The organism is Halobellus rarus (assembly GCF_024494595.1).
Taxonomy (GTDB): Archaea; Halobacteriota; Halobacteria; order Halobacteriales; family Haloferacaceae; genus Haloquadratum; species Haloquadratum rarum.
Map to the genome: position 1 here is coordinate 272455 of NZ_JANHDI010000006.1, position 20943 is coordinate 293397.

The following is a 20943-nucleotide window of genomic DNA, read 5'->3' on the forward strand; positions in this document are numbered from 1 at the left end:
AGTACCGGTCGGCAGTGCCTGGTGAGATCGCCGAAGTCCATCGAATGGGTCGGGTCGAGCATCCACGACGTGGGAAGCACCACGAGTTATATCAGCGAGCACCCCTGCTGTTCTCATCAACGACTGCTATCGGGATTCTACGTCTCTAGTCACTCGATCGACCGACTGCGTGCGATCGGATGCGTCACCAGTTACTAACAATAGAATAAGGGTCTTCGCGCTGTGTACTGTCGGATGTGACGATGTGTGGCTTTCTGATACCGGGGGGAGGGGATTGCGTCTGACAGTAGTAGAACCGTACCGGCACATCCTCGTTCTGATCCCTCACTGGGTCCCGGGCCACTGAACCGCTCCGGGATTGTTGCGGAGTCGTCCGAAGACGTCGACGCCCATCTGGTTGAGCAAGTCGATGATGTCGATGAAAACCCAGTTCTCCGCCAGCAGGTCGCCCTCCCGCCGCCAGAAGTCGATGACGCGGAAGGTTACTGTCTCACCGGTGCTCGGGAGGCCAAACAGGCCGTCCCCGCAATGCGTAGTCTCACCGCTCGGCCACGCCGTCCACGCACAGTAGTCACCTTCGGCAACACGGATGGCGTTCCCCCCGGTTCCGCGGTCGGGAAAGGCTTCCAGCCATGGCCCTTGATGGAACTCCTGGAACCCGTCGACGCCACGGGTGGTACCGATGCCGGCGGGCCCGTACCACATAAAGTCCTCGTGCCAGTACGTGTCCATATCCATAACATCCAAATTTTCCCCATCGTACGAACCTAGCCCCTCGAAGATCATATCCTCAACCAGCTGGAGGGTCTGTTTGGACTCTGATCCTTCCTGCTCGTCAAATAGGAGTCCGTCCTGTGTTGCTGGGCCTGGTCGAACGACTTCGGGCGCAAGTGCCGGGATGAATCGGTAACCCGCCTGTCGCATCACGTCAAGCACGTCGAACAGAATCCGCGTCTCTGCTATTTTTTCATCCACTACGCGGTATAGTGCACCGTACTGGATCCAGGTCGTATGCCCGGTTGCAGGGATGCCGAGCCAGTCTTCATCAAACGTACCGACAAACGTCCCTGCCGTACTGACCCACTCCTCGCCTTCGAACTCATCTTCGAGGAGGATGTAGTCGTTCGTTTCGAGGTCGGGAAACCCAGTCAACAGTGGTTTCCAGCATCCTTGGGCTATCGATTCGACACCATTCAACTCGTTGATTGGCTCCGGACCGTACCACCCCGCGTCATCGTGGTAGAACTCGTCGAGGAGGCCATCGACACTCTCTGCCGTCACGTCGTGGATGCACTGTGAGAACTCGTGGACTAATCGCTTAGGTTCAGCTGCCATATAATTCGGCCTCGACTAAGATAACCACTCACACGGAAAATGAAACTATCGTACGGGGTGGTGCGTCCGAGCGCGTACTTTCTCCAAGTTATGGCGCGGAGGACCGCCGAACAGACCGCGGATTCTCGCGTAGACGTTCAAACACGTCGACACCGAGCTGGTCGAGCAGGTCGATCATATCGATGAACACCCAGTTCTCCGCGAGGAGGTCACCCTCCCGTCGCCAGACGTCGATAACCCGCATATCTGTCGAGTTCCCGGTCGCTGGCAGTCCCAGCCACCCGTCGCCCAGATGAGTCCCCACAACTGCTGGCCATCCAGTCGAGGCACAATAGTTCCCCTCGGCGAGGCGCGCGTCGTGGTGTCCAACTTCCCGGTCGGGGAACGCCTCCAAGAACGGATTCTGATGGAACTCCTGGAATCCGTCGATCCCCCTGGTACTCCCGATGCCGGCCGGTCCGTACCACATAAAGTCCTCGTGCCAGTACTGCTCCATACCCATATTTTCCAGACCCTGTTCTTCGTAGGAATTCAGCCCGTCGAACAACATCCCCTCCACCAGTTCCATCGTCTGTCGGGAATCCTCCTCGTCCTGCGGTTCGAGCAGGACACCGTTCTGACTCGTCGGGCCCGGAATAATCACTTCCGGCGCGAGAGACGGAACGAACTGGTAGCCGGCCTGCCGGAGCACGTCCAGCACGTCGACGATGGTTCGCGTCTCGGCGATCTTCCCGTTCTCGAACCGGTGGAACTCGCCGTATCGGAGCCACGTCGCGTGTCCGGTCGCGGGGATGTCGAGCCAGTCGTTCTCGAACGTCCCGACGAGATTGCCGGTCGCACAGACCCACTCGTCGCCCTCGAACTCCCCGGCGAACAGGACGTAGTCGTTCTTCTCGAGATCCGGGAATGCTCGCAGCAAGGGCCGCCAGAACTCTTCGACCAGTTCAGCCCGGCCCGCGAGTTCGTCGATCGGTGCCGGACCGTGCCACTCGACGTCCTCGTCGACGTATTCGGCAAGTAGATCCTCGATGCCGTCTGCAGTCGTCTCGTGAACACGACTGGAGAACTCGTGTACTGATTGTTTATTTTCCATTCTTTGTGTTGCCATAGCTCTCACCGACTGGATTATGGTCCTCGCGGATATGATAAAACACTATCGGACGCGCATATGGACTCGTTCGAGCGCTGCTTCAGACTCCGGGTCGACGGCCGATAACCTAGCGCCGTTTAGAGATACTGCCGGTCGTTCCGCACCCGCTCGAGAACGTCGACGCCAATCTGGTCGAGCAAGTCGATCATATCGATGAACACCCAGTTTTCTGCGAGCAGATCCCCCTCGCGGCGCCAGAAGTCCATAACCCGCATCTCGACTGATTTGCCCGTCGCAGGGAGTCCCAGCCACCCGTCGCCGAGGTGTGTCGCCTCCAAGCTCGGCCAGCCAGTCCACGCACAGTACGTTCCCTCGGCCAGTCGGATGTCGTCGCTGTCAGCTTCCCGATCGGGGAAGGCATCCAGAAACGGCTGCTGATGATATGCCTGAAACCCGTCGATACCGCGGGTCGAACCGATGCCAGCGGGACCGTACCACATAAAGTCGTCGTGCCAGTACTCGTCCATCCCCATCCCGTCGAGTCCTTCGTCTTCGTAGGATTCCAAACCCTCGAAGATCATCCCCTCGACCAGTTCAAGCGTCCGCTCGGTCTCGGCTGGGTCCGCACCATCGAGGAGGATGCCGTCGACAGTCGCCGGTGCTGGCGCGACGATTTCGGGGGCGAGCGCCGGGACGAACTGATAACCGGCCTGCCGCAGTACGTCGAGGACGTCGATGAAGAGCCGAGTCTCCGCGATTTTCCCCTCCTCGAACCGATGGAACGTCCCGTGTCTGATCCACGTCGCGTGCCCGGTGGCGGGGATGTCGAGCCAGTCGTTCTCGAACGTCCCGACAAAGTTGCCTGCGGCACACACCCACGTACTGTCTCGGAACTCACCGCCAAAGAGGATGTAATCGTTCCGCTCGAGATCCGGGAACGACTCGAGGAGCGGCTCCCAGTAGTGTTGGCGGATCTCCTCGCGCCCGGCCAACTCGTCGAAAGGAGCCGGACCGTGCCACCCCGCGTCAGGATGGTAGTGTTCCGCCAGGAGGTCTGCGATACGATCGGTTCCCGTGTTCCGCACCGAACGGGCGAAATCGTGGATTCGCCGCTTGCACTGTCCGCGTTCATTGCTCATTCGTAACACCCACCTACGGATCTGTGACACGGTCACAAAAACGATTCGGGGATGCCGGATAGACGACGGGCAAGTTGCCGAGAGACGTCGACAGCCGAGGTCCCTTCAGCGAAAGGGACGATAGCTATTTGTAGCTCGATAGAATCTCTCTTCGTATGTCGGAGACTGCTCCAGTCGTTAGAACGCTCGACATCGCCGATACCGTGTACGATATCACCTGGCAGGCCGCAGACGAAGGGCCAGAAATCACCCAGGGCGAGCGCCACCGGACCTATTTTTTCGACCTTCCCGGTGACGTACCGACCCTCGTGGACACCTGCTTTCAGAACCGCGCCGAGTACCTCTTCGAGGGCATCGAACAGATCGGCGTCGAACCCGAACGGCTCGTCATCACACACCGGCATTTAGACCACGTCGGCGCGTTCGACGAGGTAGTGGAACGCTACGACGTGGAAACGTGGGTCCCCGAGGACGACAACGTCGTCGAGATCGACGACTACGGAATCGACATTCAGACCGAACCCGATCACCTCTTCGGCGACAAGGAACAGATCGGCCGGTTCGAGACCGTACACGTCCCCGGTCACTCGCCCGGGAACTCCGTTCTCGTCGACGAAGAGGCGGGAATAGCCCACTGCGCCGACACGGTTTCGGGATCGGACCGCCGCGGTCTCCCGCCGGGGTATCTCCTCCATCCGCCGCAGGCGACACACACGAATCAGCCGGCGGAGGCGGCTGTCGAGGCCGAGAAGAACCTCGAAAAACTGCTGGACTACGAGTTCGATGTCGCGCTCCTCAACCACGGGACGCCGGTGTTCAAAGACGCCTCGAAAAAACTCGAACGCTACGTCAACTTCGAATCGAACTTCAGTGGCGAGGGTCGATCGATCCACGCTAACGATCGAAAGACCATCGAGGCGGACGAACTGTACAGCCGTCTCGACGAGTAACGTCACCTCCAGCCGTCCCGAGAGGCAAAGTCACCCTCCACTATCTCGACGAAGACCGTTACTCGCCGCCGACCTGATCTTCCAGTTCCTGTTCGAACATCTTCACGACCGAACCAACGTCTTCCTCACCGAACCCCTCGTCACTTGCCTGCGTGTACAGGCGGTGGACGAGGCTTCCCATCACCATCGGGAAATCCTCCGAATCCGCCATATCGACGGCGAGGCCGACGTCCTTTCGCGCGAAGTCGACGCTGAACCCCGCCTCGAAGTCACGTTCGAGCACGCGCGGCATTCGGCTTTCGAACGCCACCGAAGTGGCGCTGGCGTTCCCCAGAATGTCCCAGAGGCGCTCGCTATCGATGCCGTACCGAGCGCCGAGCGCGACGGTCTCCATCGCCAGCAGCAGGTTCCCCATCGACATCGTATTGTTCAGCAGCTTCATCGCGTGTCCGGCCCCCGAAGAGCCGGCGTAGTGGAGCTCCGCACAGAGGGCCTGCAACACGTTCTGTGCGTGCTCGGAGTCGAAGACGGCCTCTTTTCCACCAACGAGGCCCGTGAGAGTACCGTCACGCGAGTTTTCCGGTCCGCCAGTGATCGGCGCATCCAGAATCTCTGCGGGCGTGTCCTCGACAGCCTCGGCGACCGCTTCGGTCGTCGGCGGTGCGATCGTACTCATCTCCAAGAAGGTTGTCTCGACAGACTCGTGCGCTAGCCCTCCCTCACCGGTATACACGGCCTTCACGATCTCGGAGTTCGGGAGGCTCGTGATGGTGACGTCGCTCCGTCGGGCAACGTCGCGGCCGCTGTCAGCGACGATCCCTCCGTAATCGGCAAACGTCTCGCGGGCCTCCGGCTGGAGGTCGTGTCCGTACACCTCGAAGCCCTCGTCGAGGAGATGCTTCGCCATATTGCCGCCCATCTTGCCGAGTCCGACGACTCCGGCAGTGGTCTCAACCATATCGAAAAGTCTGCCTACCCGTTATTATATGTACCGACTAGTCGAGATGCGGCGTCGCCGTCGCGGCAGGGTCAGACACTACTGGAAATTGTGGTAGACCGACTTGATCTGGGTGTACTTCAGCGCGCCGTGTTTCCCGTCTTCGCCGCCCAGTCCGGACTCGTTCCAGCCGATGTGGTGGCCCTGTTGTGCGCCACCACTCCCGTTGATGAACGTCTCGCCGAAGTCGAGGTCCTCCGCGATCTGCATCGCATCGCGATAGCTCTCGGTGAAGACGTACGAGGAGAGCCCGTACCGCGAGTCGTTGGCGTACGCGACGGCCTGATCCACGGAGTCGACCTCGACGACGGGCGCCACCGGGCCGAACACCTCCTCGCTGACGACGTCCATTTCCTGATTCACGTCGCCGAGAACGGTCGGTTCCACCCAGTGACCGCCCGAGGTGGGCGGCTCTGCGACCGACTCACCGCCCGTCAGGACCGTTGCCCCCTGCTCGATCGCTCCTCGGATCGCTTCCTGCGTCTTCTCGAGTTCTCCCGCGCTCACCTGCGGCCCCATATCGGGGTCGTCACGCGGGTCGCCGATCTCGAGGGCGTCCATCGCTTCAACGAACTGCGACTGGAACTCATCGCGGACGTCGGAGTGGACGTATACCCGCTCGACGCACGTGCAGGCCTGTCCCGCGTTGATCGTCCGCGACGCGACGATGTTCTCCACGGCGAGTTCGACGTCGGCGTCCGCGCAGACGATCGCCGGCGCCTTACCACCGAGCTCGAGCGAAACCCGCGTGAGATCGTCCGCCGCGTTACGCATTATCGCCTTCCCGGTCTCGACGTTGCCGGTCATCGTCACGTAATCCACCTCGCTGTCGCTTACGAGTCCGGCTCCGACCGCGCCGCCGCCGGTCACGACGTTCAGGACACCTGGTGGAAGATCGACCTCGCGGTCGACGATGTCGACCAGTTCGAGCGTGGTCAGCGGCGTCAGCTCGCTCGGCTTGAGGACTGTCGTGTTGCCAGTGACGAGGGCAGGCGCGAACTTCCGCACGAAGACGGAAATCGGGAAGTTCCACGGGATAATCCCCGCGACAACCCCGTAGGGCTTCCGCAGCAGATTGATCGACTGGCGCGGTTCGCTTCCCGGAACGACGTCGCCTTCGATTCGACGGTCCCACTCCGACATATATCGTGCGATGTCCGCGGCCGCGCGGATCTCGTATTCCGCCACCGAATACGTCTTTCCCTGTTCGGTGACGAGCGTCTCTGCCAGCGGTTCGGCGTGGTCTTCGAGGAGGTCCGCGATCTCACGGATCAGATCACCGCGTTCCTTCGCCGGGCGTCGCTCCCATTCGGGTTGCGCGGCCCGCGCCGCTTCCGTGGCTCGCCGGACGTCGTCTGTCGTCGCGGACGGTACTGAATCCACTTCTGTCCCTGTAGTCGGATCAGAGACGGGAATGCTGTCGTCGTTCGCCGGTGCGTGCCACTCGCCGTCGATGTAGAGAGGCGTATCACTCAACTCTTGGCTCATCCATTGAGGGGTCGAACCACAGGAATAAATAATTAGCCTCTGGGCCGGAGCGGTCGGGGTCGAACGGGGAACAGGTCCTGTGCATTTGACACACAGCTGCTGGACGATAGATCGATCAGAGCTGCACTACAGCGGGAGATGAGGAAAATCTGAGCGGAACGAAGCCCGTCTCAGGAGCTAACGGCGGCCGCTTTGAAGCCAATCAGGCGGCCGATCAGCACCACGAGGACCAGCACCAAGAGAATCTGAATCGATGCGGTGGCCGCCACTAGCGGTGACGACTCGTACTGCAGGAAGAGGAATATCTCGACCGGCAGCGTCGTCGAGCTCCCGCTCGAGAGGAACAGCGCGACCAGAGAGTCCGTGAACGAGAGGATGAACGCCAGCAGGAATCCGGAGATGACCCCGCTTTTCATCAACGGGAGCGTTATCTTCCGGAACGCCTGGAACTTGGTCGCGCCGAGGTTTCGCGCCCCTTCGACGAGTTCGGTATCGACCGACTCGATCGCCGTCATCGCCGTGAGGAACGTGTACGGGATCGTGATGACCACGTGGCCCACGACGAGCTTTGCGGACGTCGGAACGAAACTCAGGAAGTTGAAATTGAGCGTTATCATCAGCGCGAGCGCGATGATCGCCGGCGGGATGATGAGGGGAGAGATGAAGTACATAACGACCTCGTTCTCGAACGGCACGTCACGGCGAACGACGACGTACGCGGCGAGGATTCCGAGGATCGTCGAGATCGTGGCGGTAGTGACTGCGATCGGTAGGCTCACGAAAAAGAACGGGTCGAAGAACGAACTCGCGATGAATTCTTGATACCAGCGCAGGGAGATCCCTGTCGGGGGAAATGCCTGAGATTGGGTCGGGTTGAGCGAGATCCCGACCACGATGACGATCGGAAGGACCAGTATGGATACCGCTAATCCGAGCAGCCCGTAATAGAGCGCCCGTCCGGCGAAGACCGCCGGAGCCGAGAGCGACCGCGAGTTCCGGCCGGTCAGGAGCGTCGAAATCACGCTCATAATCGCCATCAGTCCCATTCTGAAACCCCCATTCGGTCGCGAACGAATGAAAAGTAAATGTACACCATTGCTGTCGTCGTGATCGTCAGGATCGTCCCAACGGCGCTCGCGAAGGGCCAGTTGAGACCGTTCACGGCACTGTCGTATATCAACCGCCCCATCGTCAGATCCGAACGGCCGCCGAGCAGGTCAGGAGTCACGATTGAGTTCATCGTCAGGACGAACACGAAGATGGTCCCGGTGAGTAGACCGGGCAGGCTCAGGCGGAACGTCACCTTGTAGAACGCCTGGAGCTGATTCGCGCCGAGGTTTCGCGCCGCGGGGACGAGCGAGTCCGGGATGTCTTCGATCGACGAGTAGACGGGCAGGACGACGAGCGGGAGGTATACCCCGATTAGACCGATTGTGACCGACAGCGTGTTCCCCAGAAGAGCGATTTTGAAACCCAGCAGATCCTGGAGGACAGTGTTGATCACGCCGTTGGTGGCGAACAGAACGATCCACCCGTAGATGCGGACCACCGTCCCGACCATAAGTGGGAGGAAGACCGCGAACAGCGCCAGCTGGCGACGCAGCGGAGTGGTCGTTGCGATAAAGTACCCGAGTGGGTACCCAAGCAAGACGCAGAACGCGGACACGATGAGCGACAGCCTGACCGTGTACCAGAGCAGTCCCTGGTAGAAGGGATCGAACAGGAGCTGCTCGTAGTGTTCGAGGGTGAAGTTCCAGGAAATGATCGTCGTCGCGCTGTACTCGAAAAAGCTGATGTACACCGCATAGAGGATCGGGATGATCAGGAAGAACAGCAGGTACGCCGCCGGTGGCACGGCCGGAAGGTACTCGTCCAGCCAATCCGAGACCCGGTTTGGCCGACCGACGAGATCGCCAGTGAAGTCTGTGATTGCGCCCAGCATACTACGCCTCCACGAGCCCGTAATCCTCGAATCGGACAGTCACGCTGTCACCTTCGGTGTACTGCGGTGCGCCCAGATCAGTGGTGAGGAACTCGTTTCCACCCACTTCGATCTTGTACTCGGTCACCGAGCCAAGGTGGACCGTGCTGCGGACGGTCCCAGAGAAGACTCGTTCCCCGTCGGGGGGGTTGATCGTGATGTCCTCGGGACGGATGTAGAGGAGGTCCGTGGCTGCGTCAGCGTCCGCCTCGTGCATCGGCAGCGAGATGTCGTCGTCCTCGAAGGTCACGGTACCGTTCTGCCCCTTAGTGACAGAGACGAAGTTCGAGTCGCCGACGAAGTTCGCGACGAACTTCGACTGTGGGTCCTGGTAGATCTCCGACGGAGGTGCGTACCGAATCTTCTCGCCCTCGTGGAGCACGAGCACGCGGTCAGACAGCGTCAGTGCCTCGCGCTGGTTGTGTGTCACGTAGATCGACGTGATCTCGAGCCTGTCGTGCAGGTCTTTGATCTCACGGCGCATCTGCTCGCGGAGCTGGCGGTCGAGGTCCGACAGCGGCTCGTCGTAGAGGAGCAAGTCGGGTTCGAGAACGAGGACGCGGGCCAGCGCGACACGCTGTTGTTCCCCGCCGCTCAAGTTCTGGATATTGCGATCTTCGTAGCCCGGGAGTGAAACGATCTCGAGGATTTCGGCGACGCGCTCTTCCATCTCTGCCTCCGTGAGGTTTTCTCGATGTCGGAGACCGAACGCGACGTTGTCGAACACGGACATATGAGGAAACAGAGCTAGGCGCTGGAACACGAGCCCCATATTTCGGTCCTCGGGCGGGAGCCCGATCATCTCGTTCCCGGCGACGACAATGCTCCCCGCGGTGGGATCGACGAATCCGGCGATCGACTTCAGCATCGTCGTCTTCCCGGACCCCGATGGCCCGAGAATCGAGACGAACTCGCCTTCCTCGATGTCTAATGAAACATCGTTCACTGCGACGACGTCCCCGTACGTTTTTCGGAGGTTCTGAATGTTTACGAATGCCATTTCTGGATTATAGCTTGAGATTGGCTGGTTATTATTTATTCTTTGCGGAGAAAATACACCACGTGCAGACGCGCTGACGGTTGTCGGTATTATGCGCCAGCGATGATTTTCTTGAAGCGCTGGCCGTCTTGTTGTTTCTGCTGTTCTACCTGGACCCAGTCGATGTCGACGTCGTACCGTTGTCTCTGTTCCTCGGTGGGATTTATCATCGGGTGCTTCTCTTTGACCTCTTCAGAGATCATCTCGAGCGCCTTCGGGTTGGCCGGCGGGTAGCCCATAGTCTCGGCGAAGTAGACCTGTGGTTCAGGGGCCAGATTGCCGTTTCCGAGTATTTTGGCCTGCTCGAGGCGGTCCTCGCTGGTGTGTTTCGTGATCGGGTATCCCCACGTGTCCTGGACGCATCCGCCCTCCGGGACCGAGAAGCCCATCGGGAGGCCCTCGTCGATTTCGATGTTCTCGGCTCGCGCCGAAAGGAATGGCGCGACGTACATCTCGTCGTTCAAATAGAGGGAGCGAGCTTGGTCGATCGAGTCGAAGATGATGGGATCAGTCGTCTCGACGAACTCACGGAGCCAGTTCAGCCCCGGTTCGATATTGTCGAGAGAGCCACCCTTGATTTTGTTGATAACGTAGAAGTACTTCGACCCCGCATTGTCCCAGGGCTCGAATCCGACTTTCCCCTCGAGGTCGGGGTCGATGAGCGAATCCCAGGTGTTGAACTCCTTGTCAGTCATATCTTCCCGGTAGGCGATACCGCGCGGGAAGTATACGGTCCCGCCCATATACTCGTTTTTGAACGCGGGCGGGATGTCGTCGTAGTTCTCGAAGTCGGTCTGTTTGATGAGGGCGTCGTTCTGTCCGAGAAGTGCGGCGCGCTGCGCGTCCAGTTCGACGAGTTCGTAGTTCGGATTCTCCGGGTCGCGTTTCAGCTCCGCCGTGTACTGTTCGGACGAAGCAGTGATGTAGTTATAATTGTGTTCCTCTTCGTACGGGGGCTCACCGTTTGCGAACGGTTCGAACAACGATTCCCGTCGGGCTTCTCCCCAGCTGCCGCCGCCGCCACCGACGCGAACGACTGCCTTATCGCCACCAGAGCTGCCGCCGCTGGAACTGGTGGTGCTTCCGTCACCGGAACCGCCGTCGCCGCTGCCACTGTCGCCGTCCGACGTGCCACCGCCGCCACCGCCAGAACAGCCGGCAAGTCCTGCAACCCCAGTCCCTGCGGCGAGAGCTTTGACTACTTTTCTCCGAGACAACAGGCTGTCATTGACACCCATAGGTAGGGATATACATAGTACTACTAAAGCATTTTCAAACATATATGATACTAACCCCGAACAGCGACGCACAAGTAGGATCGGAGATTCGTTCAACAATATTGAACTGAAACGGTTGCTCCGGGAGAACAAGAAGATTGTTATGGCATCGCGCCGAATTCCGTGGTATGACTCGACACGACAACACCCTCAAATCGGTCAACAAGGTGTTCAAGATGGTTGAACACCTCAAATCCAACGGTGGGAAAACGGTCACAGAACTATCACAGGAGCTAGATATGCCGAAGAGCACTGTACAGGTCTATTTGAATACCCTCGCGAAGAACAAATTCGTCGTAAAGGATGGCGCGAAGTACCAGATCGGTCTGCAGTTCCTGCAATACGGAATGTACGCACTCTGGAACGAACCCGTGTTCCCTAACGTCAAATCGAAAGTCGAGGAACTAGCGGATACGACTGGGGAGCTGGCGGCCTGTTTCGTAGAAGAACTCGGAGAGGCTGTATACGTCTACGGGACGGAGGGGAATCGGGCAGTCCGGACCGATCTCACGATGGGTGACCGATCAGGTCTCCACTGCACGGCCAGCGGAAAGGCAATTTTCGCGCATCTCCCGCAGGAACGAATCGAGGAGATCATTTCACAGCGACCGCTAGAACAAAAGACGCCACAGACCATCACGGACCCCGACGAACTGCGAGAGGAGCTAAAACAGATACGTGAGCAGGGACATGCCTACTCCAGAGAAGAATCAGTAGAGGGGATGCGTTCGGTCGCAGCACCGATCCTGCTCGACGGCGAGGTCGTCTGCTCGATCAGCCTCGCTGGACCTGCTAACCGGTTCGTCGGCGAACGATTCACCGCCGATATCCCGGACATCGTAAAGGGTGCAGCCAACGAAATAGAACTAAAATTGACGTACTCCGAGAGCGGCCTGTAGTCGACCGTGTAGAATAACAGATGTACATATATTATATAATTCTCTTAGCACCAGTGTACCCTCATACCACGCCGCCAGGACCTCGATAATCACAAATGTACAAATGTTATCCCCCCTCCCCTCAATTACTTCAAGTCGTATGCAGCAGATTTGTTCAACAATATTGAACAAGTTTTAGAGCAACGATCATCATAGACCGCTTGAGCAGACCCACACTAACTGTCGACCTCGAAATCGGGCCTCTAGGCCCGATTGATCGTAGAGTTTGTGCTCACAACGGTTGCCGATAGTTACTGAGTCGAAGTTCGTCAACGACGCGTGGTCACGGCCAGCGTTCGCAACGGCCGAATTGTTTATTTTGGTCCCCCCCTGGACGGTAAGTTTAAATAATAAAACTGTATTCACTTCTGTATGGCTGACCGAAGCCTACAGACAGCTCTAGATGCGGCTCAGGATCCAGTGGGAATGCTCCAGCAGGCCGGCGGGCGATGGGTCTGGCCGCAGGAAGTGAAACGCGAGTACTCGAATTGGATGGACGAGCTACGCGCCGCCCGCGAAACGTGTGTGTTGGCGGACCTCTCTCACCACCAGATGGATCAGGTGATCGAGGGTCCTGGTTCGTTCGACCTCCTGAAGAAACTTTGTACGAACAGTTTCGAGGGATTCGACGTCGGGAAGGCCAAGCAGGCCATTTTCTGCAACCCCGACGGGAAGTTCATCGGAGACGGGGTGCTGCAGCGACTGGAGGACGAAAAGTTCGTGATGAGCGGCAAAGTTCCGGCCGCACACTGGCTCGCGTATCACGCTGAGACGGGTGAGTACGACGTCAGCGAGACTATCTATCCGAAGTCCTCGAAGACCGACGACGACCCGCATTTCTACACCTACCAGGTGCAGGGACCGAACGCGCTCGACGTGATGCAGGAGATCGTCGACGAATCTCTCACCGACATCCCGTTCTTCAATTTCAAGCGGATCACCATCGCGGGCGAGGAGGTCCGCGCACTCCGCCACGGAATGGCCGGCGAGATCGGCTTCGAACTGCAGGGCCCCTACGAACACGCCGATCTGATCAAAGACGTGATCCTCGAAGCGGGTGAAGAATACGATATCCAGCGACTCGGGACCCGTGCGTACGAACCGCTGAGTGTGAAGCTCGGCTGGGTCACGACGCACGTCCCCGCGATATACACCGGCGAAGAGATGGCGGAGTACCGCGAGTGGCTGAGTGCGAGTAGCTACGAAGGCACGTATTCGATCGCTGGGAGCTATCACTCGGACGACATTCGTGATTACTACGTGAGTCCGCTCGACATCGGCTACGACCATATGATCGAGTTCGACCACGAGTTCGTCGGACGCGAGGCCCTCGAGACCGAGGCGGCAGACCCCGACCGGACGCGCGTGACGCTCGTCTGGGACGACGAAGACGCCATCGGTATCTTCGCGTCGCTGTTCGACGACGACGCGCTCCCGAACAAGTTCATCGACCTCCCGCGCGATCGGTGGGGCGGCCACCACGACAAAGTGCTCAAAGACGGCGAGGTCGTCGGTATCTCGAAGAGTTTCGCGTACTCCTACAGCGACCGGGAGATGATCTCTATCTGTTCGATCGACCGAGAGTACAGCGAACCCGGTACGGAGGTCACCTTCGTCTGGGGCGAGGAGGGCGGTCAATCGCCGAATCCGACGGTGGAAGCACACTCGCAGACGGAGATATCCGCGACGGTCGCACCGAGTCCGTACCTCGACGACTCACGATAGACGGGGTCTCGACGAGGACGGCCGTGTGAGTCGAAATCACCGCGTGCACCCGTCGTATTTTCGATTGGCGACGACGTTCAACCGGGCGGCTGTGCGATCAGTAGTGGACTCGTTCGAGGGAGTCGATACCACCGATCCACTGGTGATCGTCACCGTCGCTGATGTCGCCTGCCTCCCAGGCGATCGGTTCCCAGTGAGGGTCCAGCGTGAGATAACTACCCGTGTTGAACTCGACCCGGTGACCGCTGATCGGATCCCGCGCATACATAAATTCGCCTCGTGAGATCCCGTGTTGGCCGATTCCGTCGACGGGAACCCCGTGTTCGTTCATCGCGTTGTGCGCCTCGAACAGATCGTTGGGTGAATCCACTGCATAGGCGACGTGGTGAAGTGCGGGGAGGTCGTCTTCGTGTTCCGACTGGACAACCGCGATATCGATTTTCGCCTCGCAGGCGCTCAGAAAAGTCCCCCATCTCGAGCCGTCGGCTTCGTCGTAGTACTCCTGCACCTGGAATCCGAGCTCGTCGCGGATCCACTCCGCGCACTCGAGCCCGTCGGGGTCCCAGATCTGGACGTGGTCGATTCGATGCGGGGCGACGGGGTTGTTTCCAGACGGATCGTAGACGCGATTCTTGAGCTTCGATCGCCGCTCCGCCGGCGGTTCCGGCTTTTCCATCGTACCGTAGAGCTCGAACCGGTGACCGTTCGGTATCTCGAACCGAATCGCCTCCCCCTGTCCGGGTTCTTCGTCCTCCTCGATCCACGTGAGATCGAATCCCTGTTGTTCGAACTTCTCCGCGAACCTCCTCACGTCCTCGGGTTCGGCAGTTTGCCACCCGATGTGGTCGATACGCGCCGCGTCGGCCTCGGTCAGACTGAGCGAGTGGTGATCGTGCTCGTCTACCGCACGGAGGAATACGGTGTCGTCGACGCTCTCGACGATTTCCAGTCCGACGGCATCGTGAAAGAAGGACAGCGATTCTTCGAGATTCGGGGTTTCGAGCGATACGTGGCCTAGCCGTGCAACTTCTGGCGCCATAGATAGACGGTCAGACGGCACCCGAATAAATCAACTGCTACCGGCCACCGAAACCCGATACGAACTGCCGTAGTCACGCATCATCGCTCGCGGTACAGAGGATAGTGTCTACCCGGAAAGAATCACGGTGAGCGTCTCAGTTGTCGTCGCGGATCGTCGTGAGTCGCTCTCCGAGCGTTGCCTTGATCGAGCCAAGGTCGCCACCGACGCGGAGGATCTGGTGCCCGTCGTCGACGGCCGCCTCGATTTCGTCTGGATCCGTCTTGATGACGCCCGTCGAAACGTCGGCCTCGTGGCACGCGTCGGTGATCTTCTCGATCGTCTCGAGTACCTCAGTATGTGTCTTCTCGCCGGGATGGCCCATCTGTACCGAGAGGTCGGAAGGGCCGATGAACACGAAGCCGAGCTCGGGGACCGAGAGGATGTCGTCGAGTTCGTCGACCGCAGTCGTCTTCTCGATCATCACGCCGAGGCAGACCTCGTCGTCCTCGGTCTCGATGTACCCATCGGCGGCACCCCAGTTGCTTGACCGGCCGCTCGCTTTCCCACGTTCCCCAGGCCCGTCCTCGTAAACGAACCGTGTCGCTTCGACCGCTTTGCGGACTTCCTCGGCCGAGTCGACACGGGGAATGAGGATGTTGCGTACACCGGCATCCAGCACTTTCCTGATGAGCGGTGGGTCCCCGCTGGGTAATCGAACGAAGAGTTCCGTCCCACCGGCCTCGGCCGCTCGGGTGAGGTCTTCGAAGACCCGACTGTCGTACGGACTGGGTCCCATATGCTCGAAGTCGAGCCAGACGAAATCGACGCCCAACTCGCCGAATACCTCGATTACGGTCGGCGAGAACGTCGACGCGCGTGCTCCATAGACGATACCACCGTCTTCGATGGTTTGCCGAAGGCTGTTGCTCTGATCCATTCGCACCTAGGCGTCGTGACGCGGTTGTACTAACTATTTCGGTAAGTCAATAAAAGATATTTTTGCGGAGAGTGCTCGGCCAAACGTGCCGGTCACTCGTCGTCGGAGACGACCTGGAACCGATTCCCGTCGGGGTCTCGGAAGTTCGTGATCGTTCGTCCGGTCTTCTCGACGTCGTACGGGCCGACGATCGAATCGACGTCCGCCTCCTCGAGGCGCTCAGAGACCGCTTCGATGTCGTCGACGGCGAAGGCGATGTGGTTGATCCCTGGGGTCTCCTCGCCGGAGACCGTGTGGATCTCGAAGAGGGGGCCGTCACCCTCGCTGGGAACGTACTCGTAGGACTCTCCGTGGTGTTCGGTCTGGCGGTGCTGTTCGTACCCGATCTTCTCGAGGAACTCCGCCGTCTCGGAAGCGTCGCTGACTTCGATCTCGATGTGGTCGATTTCACCAATCACACGTTTCTCTGCTGAATACAAGTATATAAAAGCATCGCCATTGCGCTGGGACCGTCGCGGCAGGCAGGATCTCGGTACCACCAAAACGATGTTTTTCGCTTGGATGGGTATCTCGGTGCTCACACAACGACCCGCAACTTGTCAGCCAGAGAATCGAGAACCGAGTTCGGCGATACCGGGATGCCGGCCCAGGGCGAAATCACGCTCGCGTGCGGGCAGTGGTACGAAGGCGATCCGATGTTGGTCCATCCCGAAACAGACAGCGAGTACTCGATAGAAACCGTGTATCCGATGCCGCCGTTCGACGATCGATAGTCGAGCGGTTTCGCTGAGTGGCTGTCGGAAGGCTGTGCCAACGCGCGTCTGGGACTAACGTGGGGCATTTGTCGGGTTACGTACTCTCGCGGATCCGTTCGGCGACGGTCTCGAAGGTCACGCTCTGCTCAGCATCGGGAGAGACGCGATTGACGACGAGGTCGAGCACGTTCAGCTGACGGAGTAGTTCGCGCGTTCGTTCGTGATCGATGTCCAGGTGGCGATGGACCTCGTGGACGGTTCGAGCCTGCAAAACGACTTCAACGAGTTCGCGAAGCGTGACGTCGTCCGGCAAGCCGACGCCGTCCGTGAGTAAATCGCCCGTCGTGAGCGGCTCCGCACAGTCAGCTTCTCTCCTGGTGAATTCGGGCTGTGAGGTGCCCGCTCGCACCGAAGTGAGTGCTTCCGAGCCCTGCGTCGAACGGGTCTGAGCGTCCCGTACAGGCTGGGCGTACGTCTCCAACGAACCGTCGGTTGTCCCACCGGACTCACTCCGGTCGGGCGTCGCATTCGACCCCGGCGAGTGTACGCCCGCATCGATCATATACCGGCGAACAGTTTCGGCGGATACGTCGAGTTCGATCAGATCGCTCATCTGATCGAAGGTCTCCGAGAACTCGTACAGCCGACGAAGGTACGCCGTGTCCTCGAAGGCGGGAACGGATTTGGTACGCACCCCATCGAGGGCCGACTCGATTCCGTCTCTCTCACACTCAGCTGCATCTCCGTCAGTATCCGTCATCTCGCCCGACGCAAGGGGAGAAACGGCGCAGGATTCGTTCGTATGCGTACTGTTGGGAGACTCGCTGTCGGCAACGTCGATTATAACACTAAGTTCGATCATGAGCTCCCCTTCGCTCGTCTCGAGCTCGTTCGGAGAGATCGATAACTCCCTCTCGCCGTCGCCGTATCTTCTCGTGACATCCGGTAGCAACGTCGAAAGGAGATCCTCAAGACGGAACGTGACGACTGGTCCAGCGTCATCTATCGATGCCGTCGAAGAGGAGAACGACAGCGGGGAATCCCCGTTCAGGAAGTCGCTGACAGACACGCTTATTTCCACGGTTGCGGACACTGATTCCTGCTGTTCGACCGTGACCTCTACCCGGCGTACGGATCGACCATTTCGGTCGAACTCTTCGAGCACGTTCGACAGTGTCTCGAACGAGGAGTGCAATTCCATTCCGCGCTCACAGCACTGAATCCGCCATAGGAATATATAAATCCACGTGGAATGCTCTGAACGCTGGAGCTACAGCGGGTTTGCCGTTTTCAGGGGGCTGGTGATAGGTTCAGCCCTCTGCAGCCGAGTGTTCACATATTACTATAAAACATATTAATAACATATACAATTATTGCAGGTTAGTATATTTATAACCTGCTGTCCCCAGTCCAGCTAAATGCACAGCAATGGATACAATCCTAGTCACCGGAGCGCTCGGCCAGATCGGTTCCGAACTCACGCCGACGCTCCGAACTCGATACGACAACGTGGAAGTAGTGGCCAGTGATATCGAACCTGACCCGGAGACATCGCCGCCCTACGAGACCGTCGACGTGACCGACCGTGCTCAAATCGAGGCAGTCGTTCAGGAGTACGATGTCGATACCGTGTTCCACCTGGCAGCACTGTTGTCGGCCGCCGGCGAACAGAATCCGGACAGAGCGTTCGAGGTGAACGTCGGGGGACTGCACAACGTCCTCGAGGTCGGACGGGAGTACGAACTCGACCGCATCGTGGTCCCGAGTTCGATCGCGGTGTACGGGCCCTCGACTCCGAGTAATCCGTCCGAGCGCACAATCCGGGCCCCGACGACGATGTACGGAATCACGAAGGTTCTAGCGGAAGATCTCGGTGCGTATTATCACCAGAAATATGATTTGGACGTTCGGGGGATCAGGCTCCCGGGAATCGTGAGTCACAAAACCAGACCAGACGGCGGGACGACCGACTACGCCGTCGATGCCTTTTACGAGGCGGTCGACAAAGGCGAATACTCCTACTTCGTTCGAGAGGACACGCGGCTCCCGATGGTGTATATGTCCGATGCGATCGATGCGCTCATCAATCTCGCAGAGGCGGACGAATCGGACCTGCGGTTTCAGTGTGAGTACAACATCTCCGCGCTGAGTTTCACCGCGAGTGAATTGAGCGACCGAATCGAAGAACGCATCGGTCGGTTCGACGCCCGATACGAACCCGACGAGCGACAGTCGATCGCGGACTCGTGGCCGAGCACCCTCGACGACACGGCCGCACGGACTGACTGGGGGTGGTCAGCCAAGTACGACCTCGACCGGGTCGTCGACGAGATGGTTCAGAACCTCCAGAGAGGGGCCGAATGAGTACTCCTCGCGCCCGACACCGAAGGGGTTCACCGGGTGTTGCTGATCGGTCGGTGGCGAGATATCGGTCTGTGAGTCAACGTCCGTTTCCCTTCCCGTGATCGAGGGCCGAGGAACCCACATCAGAAACACAACCGAAACAAACACTACCAATAACTAATGACACGAAACAAAACCGCATACCTGCGCAGGAAATACGAGGAAATGAACGAACGGGGCGAAACGTGGCCGCTCAAACAACTAGAGACGGCATCCCAAGCGAGGCCGGTCGTCGAGGGGCAAGAGGTGATTATGCTCGCCTCGAACAACTACCTGGACCTGGCGAACGACGCCCGTCTCCGGGAGGCAGCCGTGGACGCGGTCGAGAGATTCGGCGTCGGTGCGGGATCCGACTGGTCGATCGCGGGGTACACCGAACTGCAGGACGAACTCCACGACGCCATCGCCGAATTCAAAGGAACCGAGGGGGGACTGTCCTATCAAACCGGGTTCTCGGTGAACGCCGGCCTACTCCCGCAGTTGTTGGACGACGGCGACGTGTACGTCTCCGACGAATACAACCACGGGAGCATCATCGACGGAATCCGACTCTCCCCTGCTGACTCTCTCGTGTACGACCATTCAGATATGTCCGATCTGGAGCGGGTTCTACGGTCGGCGCGCAGTAATTACAATCGGATTATCGTGGTGACCGACGGGGTATTCTCGATGGACGGTGACGTGGCAAAACTCGACGAGATTCACCGCCTCGCCGAGGAGTACCAAGCGATGACGTACGTCGACGACTGTCACGGTGAAGGGGTTCTGGGTGACGGCCACGGCATCACAGGCGAGTTCGGTCTCGAAGAAGAGATCGACTTTCAGATGGGTAGTTTCTCGAAGGCCTGTGGCGGGTTCGGCGGAATGCTCGCTGGCGATCGACACGTCGTAGATTTCGCGTACAACACGTCGAGGACGTGGTTGCTGAGTGCTGGCTATCCCCCCGCCGTCGCGGCCGCGAACAAGCGCGCTCTCGAGATCATCGACGAAGAGCCCGAACGCGTCCGGGATCTGTGGAGCAAACGCGAGTACTTCCAGTCCGAACTGGAAGATCTGGGGTACGATACGGGAGTGAGTGAAACGCCGATTGTTCCAGTGATGATCGGAGACAGTAAGACGGCCAAAGAGTTCGCGGAGCGACTGTTTGAGAAGGGCGTGTTCGCCCTCTCGATCGTCTATCCGATGGTTCCACGCGGGGAGGCGCGAATCCGTAATCAAATAAACGTCGGGCTCACCGAGACAGACCTCAATGAGGCCTTACGAGTCTACGACGAGGTCGGTCGAGAGCTCGATATTATCTGACCGGACGACGAGGAATCGATCGACCGATGCCCCCGCCAGCGAACCGGGCAGACGATGGATCAGATAGCGGTGACGCGGGTGAACTCGTCGTCGAGCGCTTGGGCGTCCTCGGGCAGCAACGCCACAACGAGGTAGTCCGCGTAGTCCGCGAAGTACTCCACCAAGTCGGCGATCCGGTCCGAATCGATCGCTTCCAAAGAGTCCAACAGCATGAACGGCACCGTCTCGTGGAGGTCGTGGACCAGATACCCCGCCAGCGCGAAGATCAGTCCCGTCACCTCCCGTTCACTTTCCGAGAGGTGGTCGATCGTGTCCTCGTAGGCCGCCCCGTTTTCGGTCGTCCGCACGATGTGCAACTCGAAGCGCGTCTGCCCCTCGCTCGTTCCAGCCCCCTCGATCCGCTCGATCCAGATCCGCTCGATGTTCTCGTAGCCCAGCAGTTCCAGAATCGACTCCATGTGCTCGTTGAACGAGTCGACGGCCTCCGCTTCGATCTGGTCGATCTTCGTCCGCTGGTCGGTGAGTTCCTCGACCAACTCCGAGCGCTCCTCGCGGAGCTCGTCCGC

The 20943-nt window shown here is 59.2% G+C and carries 19 protein-coding genes and 2 pseudogenes; 6 read left to right on the forward strand and 15 right to left on the reverse strand.

Annotated features, from left to right (window positions below; translation table 11 throughout):
- Positions 1-324: 324 nt before the first annotated feature.
- The 3 genes from NO876_RS08180 to NO876_RS08190 form a co-directional block, all read right to left on the reverse strand.
- Positions 325-1335 carry an ester cyclase gene (locus NO876_RS08180; protein WP_256421200.1) on the reverse strand — a complete coding sequence of 337 codons (1011 nt, stop codon included), beginning with the start codon at positions 1333-1335 and terminating at the stop codon, positions 325-327.
- Positions 1336-1423: 88 nt separating this feature from the next.
- Positions 1424-2428 (reverse strand): ester cyclase, encoded by a 1005-nt coding sequence (locus NO876_RS08185; protein ID WP_256421201.1) that lies wholly within the window; start codon positions 2426-2428, stop codon positions 1424-1426.
- 134 nt (positions 2429-2562) lie between these two features.
- A complete protein-coding gene (locus NO876_RS08190) occupies positions 2563-3564 on the reverse strand; it encodes an ester cyclase (RefSeq protein WP_256421202.1) in 1002 nt (333 codons plus the stop codon).
- A gap of 155 nt (positions 3565-3719) precedes the next feature.
- Here NO876_RS08190 and NO876_RS08195 point away from each other — a divergent pair, with 155 nt between their 5' ends.
- Positions 3720-4514, forward strand: a complete 795-nt coding sequence (locus tag NO876_RS08195) for an MBL fold metallo-hydrolase (RefSeq protein ID WP_256421203.1) — start codon at positions 3720-3722, stop codon at positions 4512-4514.
- Between the two features lie 58 nt (positions 4515-4572).
- Here NO876_RS08195 and NO876_RS08200 read toward each other — a convergent pair whose 3' ends face one another.
- The 6 genes from NO876_RS08200 to NO876_RS08225 all read right to left on the reverse strand — a co-directional run bounded on the left by NO876_RS08200 (position 4573) and on the right by NO876_RS08225 (position 11299).
- Positions 4573-5472 carry an NAD(P)-dependent oxidoreductase gene (locus NO876_RS08200; RefSeq protein WP_256421204.1) on the reverse strand — a complete coding sequence of 300 codons (900 nt, stop codon included), beginning with the start codon at positions 5470-5472 and terminating at the stop codon, positions 4573-4575.
- Between the two features lie 78 nt (positions 5473-5550).
- The gene (gene aldA / locus NO876_RS08205; protein WP_256421205.1) at positions 5551-6999 is read right to left on the reverse strand and encodes an aldehyde dehydrogenase; all 1449 of its coding nucleotides are present in this window, start codon (positions 6997-6999) and stop codon (positions 5551-5553) included.
- 170 nt (positions 7000-7169) lie between these two features.
- Positions 7170-8045 carry an ABC transporter permease gene (locus tag NO876_RS08210; protein ID WP_256421206.1) on the reverse strand — a complete coding sequence of 292 codons (876 nt, stop codon included), beginning with the start codon at positions 8043-8045 and terminating at the stop codon, positions 7170-7172.
- The gene (locus tag NO876_RS08215; RefSeq protein WP_256421207.1) at positions 8036-8941 is read right to left on the reverse strand and encodes an ABC transporter permease; all 906 of its coding nucleotides are present in this window, start codon (positions 8939-8941) and stop codon (positions 8036-8038) included. Before NO876_RS08215 ends, NO876_RS08210 begins: the two co-directional genes overlap by 10 nt.
- A 1-nt stretch (position 8942) precedes the next feature.
- The gene (locus tag NO876_RS08220; RefSeq protein ID WP_256421208.1) at positions 8943-9980 is read right to left on the reverse strand and encodes an ABC transporter ATP-binding protein; all 1038 of its coding nucleotides are present in this window, start codon (positions 9978-9980) and stop codon (positions 8943-8945) included.
- Between the two features lie 89 nt (positions 9981-10069).
- On the reverse strand, positions 10070-11299 hold the full coding sequence (locus NO876_RS08225; RefSeq protein WP_256421209.1) for an ABC transporter substrate-binding protein: 1230 nt from the start codon (positions 11297-11299) through the stop codon (positions 10070-10072).
- Between the two features lie 125 nt (positions 11300-11424).
- Between NO876_RS08225 and NO876_RS08230 the strand changes: the two genes are divergently transcribed.
- Both NO876_RS08230 and NO876_RS08235 read left to right on the forward strand, forming a co-directional pair.
- Positions 11425-12195, forward strand: coding sequence for an IclR family transcriptional regulator (locus tag NO876_RS08230; RefSeq protein ID WP_256421210.1), 771 nt, complete (start codon positions 11425-11427; stop codon positions 12193-12195).
- A 411-nt stretch (positions 12196-12606) separates the two neighbouring features.
- Entirely contained in the window at positions 12607-13959 is a 1353-nt protein-coding gene (locus tag NO876_RS08235) for a hypothetical protein (protein ID WP_256421211.1), read from the forward strand.
- Between the two features lie 97 nt (positions 13960-14056).
- On the opposite strand, the gene NO876_RS08240 is transcribed toward NO876_RS08235, so the two are convergent.
- The 3 genes from NO876_RS08240 to NO876_RS08250 form a co-directional block, all read right to left on the reverse strand.
- Positions 14057-14998 (reverse strand): VOC family protein, encoded by a 942-nt coding sequence (locus tag NO876_RS08240; protein ID WP_256421212.1) that lies wholly within the window; start codon positions 14996-14998, stop codon positions 14057-14059.
- Positions 14999-15134: 136 nt separating this feature from the next.
- Positions 15135-15917 carry an HpcH/HpaI aldolase family protein gene (locus NO876_RS08245; protein ID WP_256421213.1) on the reverse strand — a complete coding sequence of 261 codons (783 nt, stop codon included), beginning with the start codon at positions 15915-15917 and terminating at the stop codon, positions 15135-15137.
- Between the two features lie 92 nt (positions 15918-16009).
- Positions 16010-16375, reverse strand: a complete 366-nt coding sequence (locus NO876_RS08250) for a VOC family protein (RefSeq protein ID WP_256421214.1) — start codon at positions 16373-16375, stop codon at positions 16010-16012.
- A gap of 180 nt (positions 16376-16555) precedes the next feature.
- Between NO876_RS08250 and NO876_RS08255 the strand changes: the two genes are divergently transcribed.
- Positions 16556-16690: a hypothetical protein gene (locus NO876_RS08255; RefSeq protein WP_256421215.1), complete on the forward strand. Its 135-nt coding sequence runs from the start codon at positions 16556-16558 to the stop codon at positions 16688-16690.
- A gap of 76 nt (positions 16691-16766) precedes the next feature.
- On the opposite strand, the gene NO876_RS08260 is transcribed toward NO876_RS08255, so the two are convergent.
- Positions 16767-17432 carry a DUF8073 domain-containing protein gene (locus tag NO876_RS08260; RefSeq protein ID WP_256421216.1) on the reverse strand — a complete coding sequence of 222 codons (666 nt, stop codon included), beginning with the start codon at positions 17430-17432 and terminating at the stop codon, positions 16767-16769.
- Between the two features lie 90 nt (positions 17433-17522).
- A pseudogene (locus tag NO876_RS18185) lies at positions 17523-17873 on the reverse strand (DUF8073 domain-containing protein); the annotation flags it as partial.
- 227 nt (positions 17874-18100) lie between these two features.
- Between NO876_RS18185 and NO876_RS08265 the strand changes: the two are divergent.
- Together NO876_RS08265 and NO876_RS08270 are read left to right on the forward strand one after the other, a co-directional pair.
- Complete coding sequence (locus NO876_RS08265; RefSeq protein WP_256421217.1) at positions 18101-19036, forward strand: NAD-dependent epimerase/dehydratase family protein; 936 nt, start codon at positions 18101-18103, stop codon at positions 19034-19036.
- 204 nt (positions 19037-19240) lie between these two features.
- A complete protein-coding gene (locus NO876_RS08270; protein WP_256421218.1) occupies positions 19241-20377 on the forward strand; it encodes an aminotransferase class I/II-fold pyridoxal phosphate-dependent enzyme in 1137 nt (378 codons plus the stop codon).
- Positions 20378-20436: 59 nt separating this feature from the next.
- On the opposite strand, the pseudogene NO876_RS08275 reads toward NO876_RS08270, so the two are convergent.
- A pseudogene (locus NO876_RS08275) lies at positions 20437-20943 on the reverse strand (archaea-specific SMC-related protein); the annotation flags it as partial.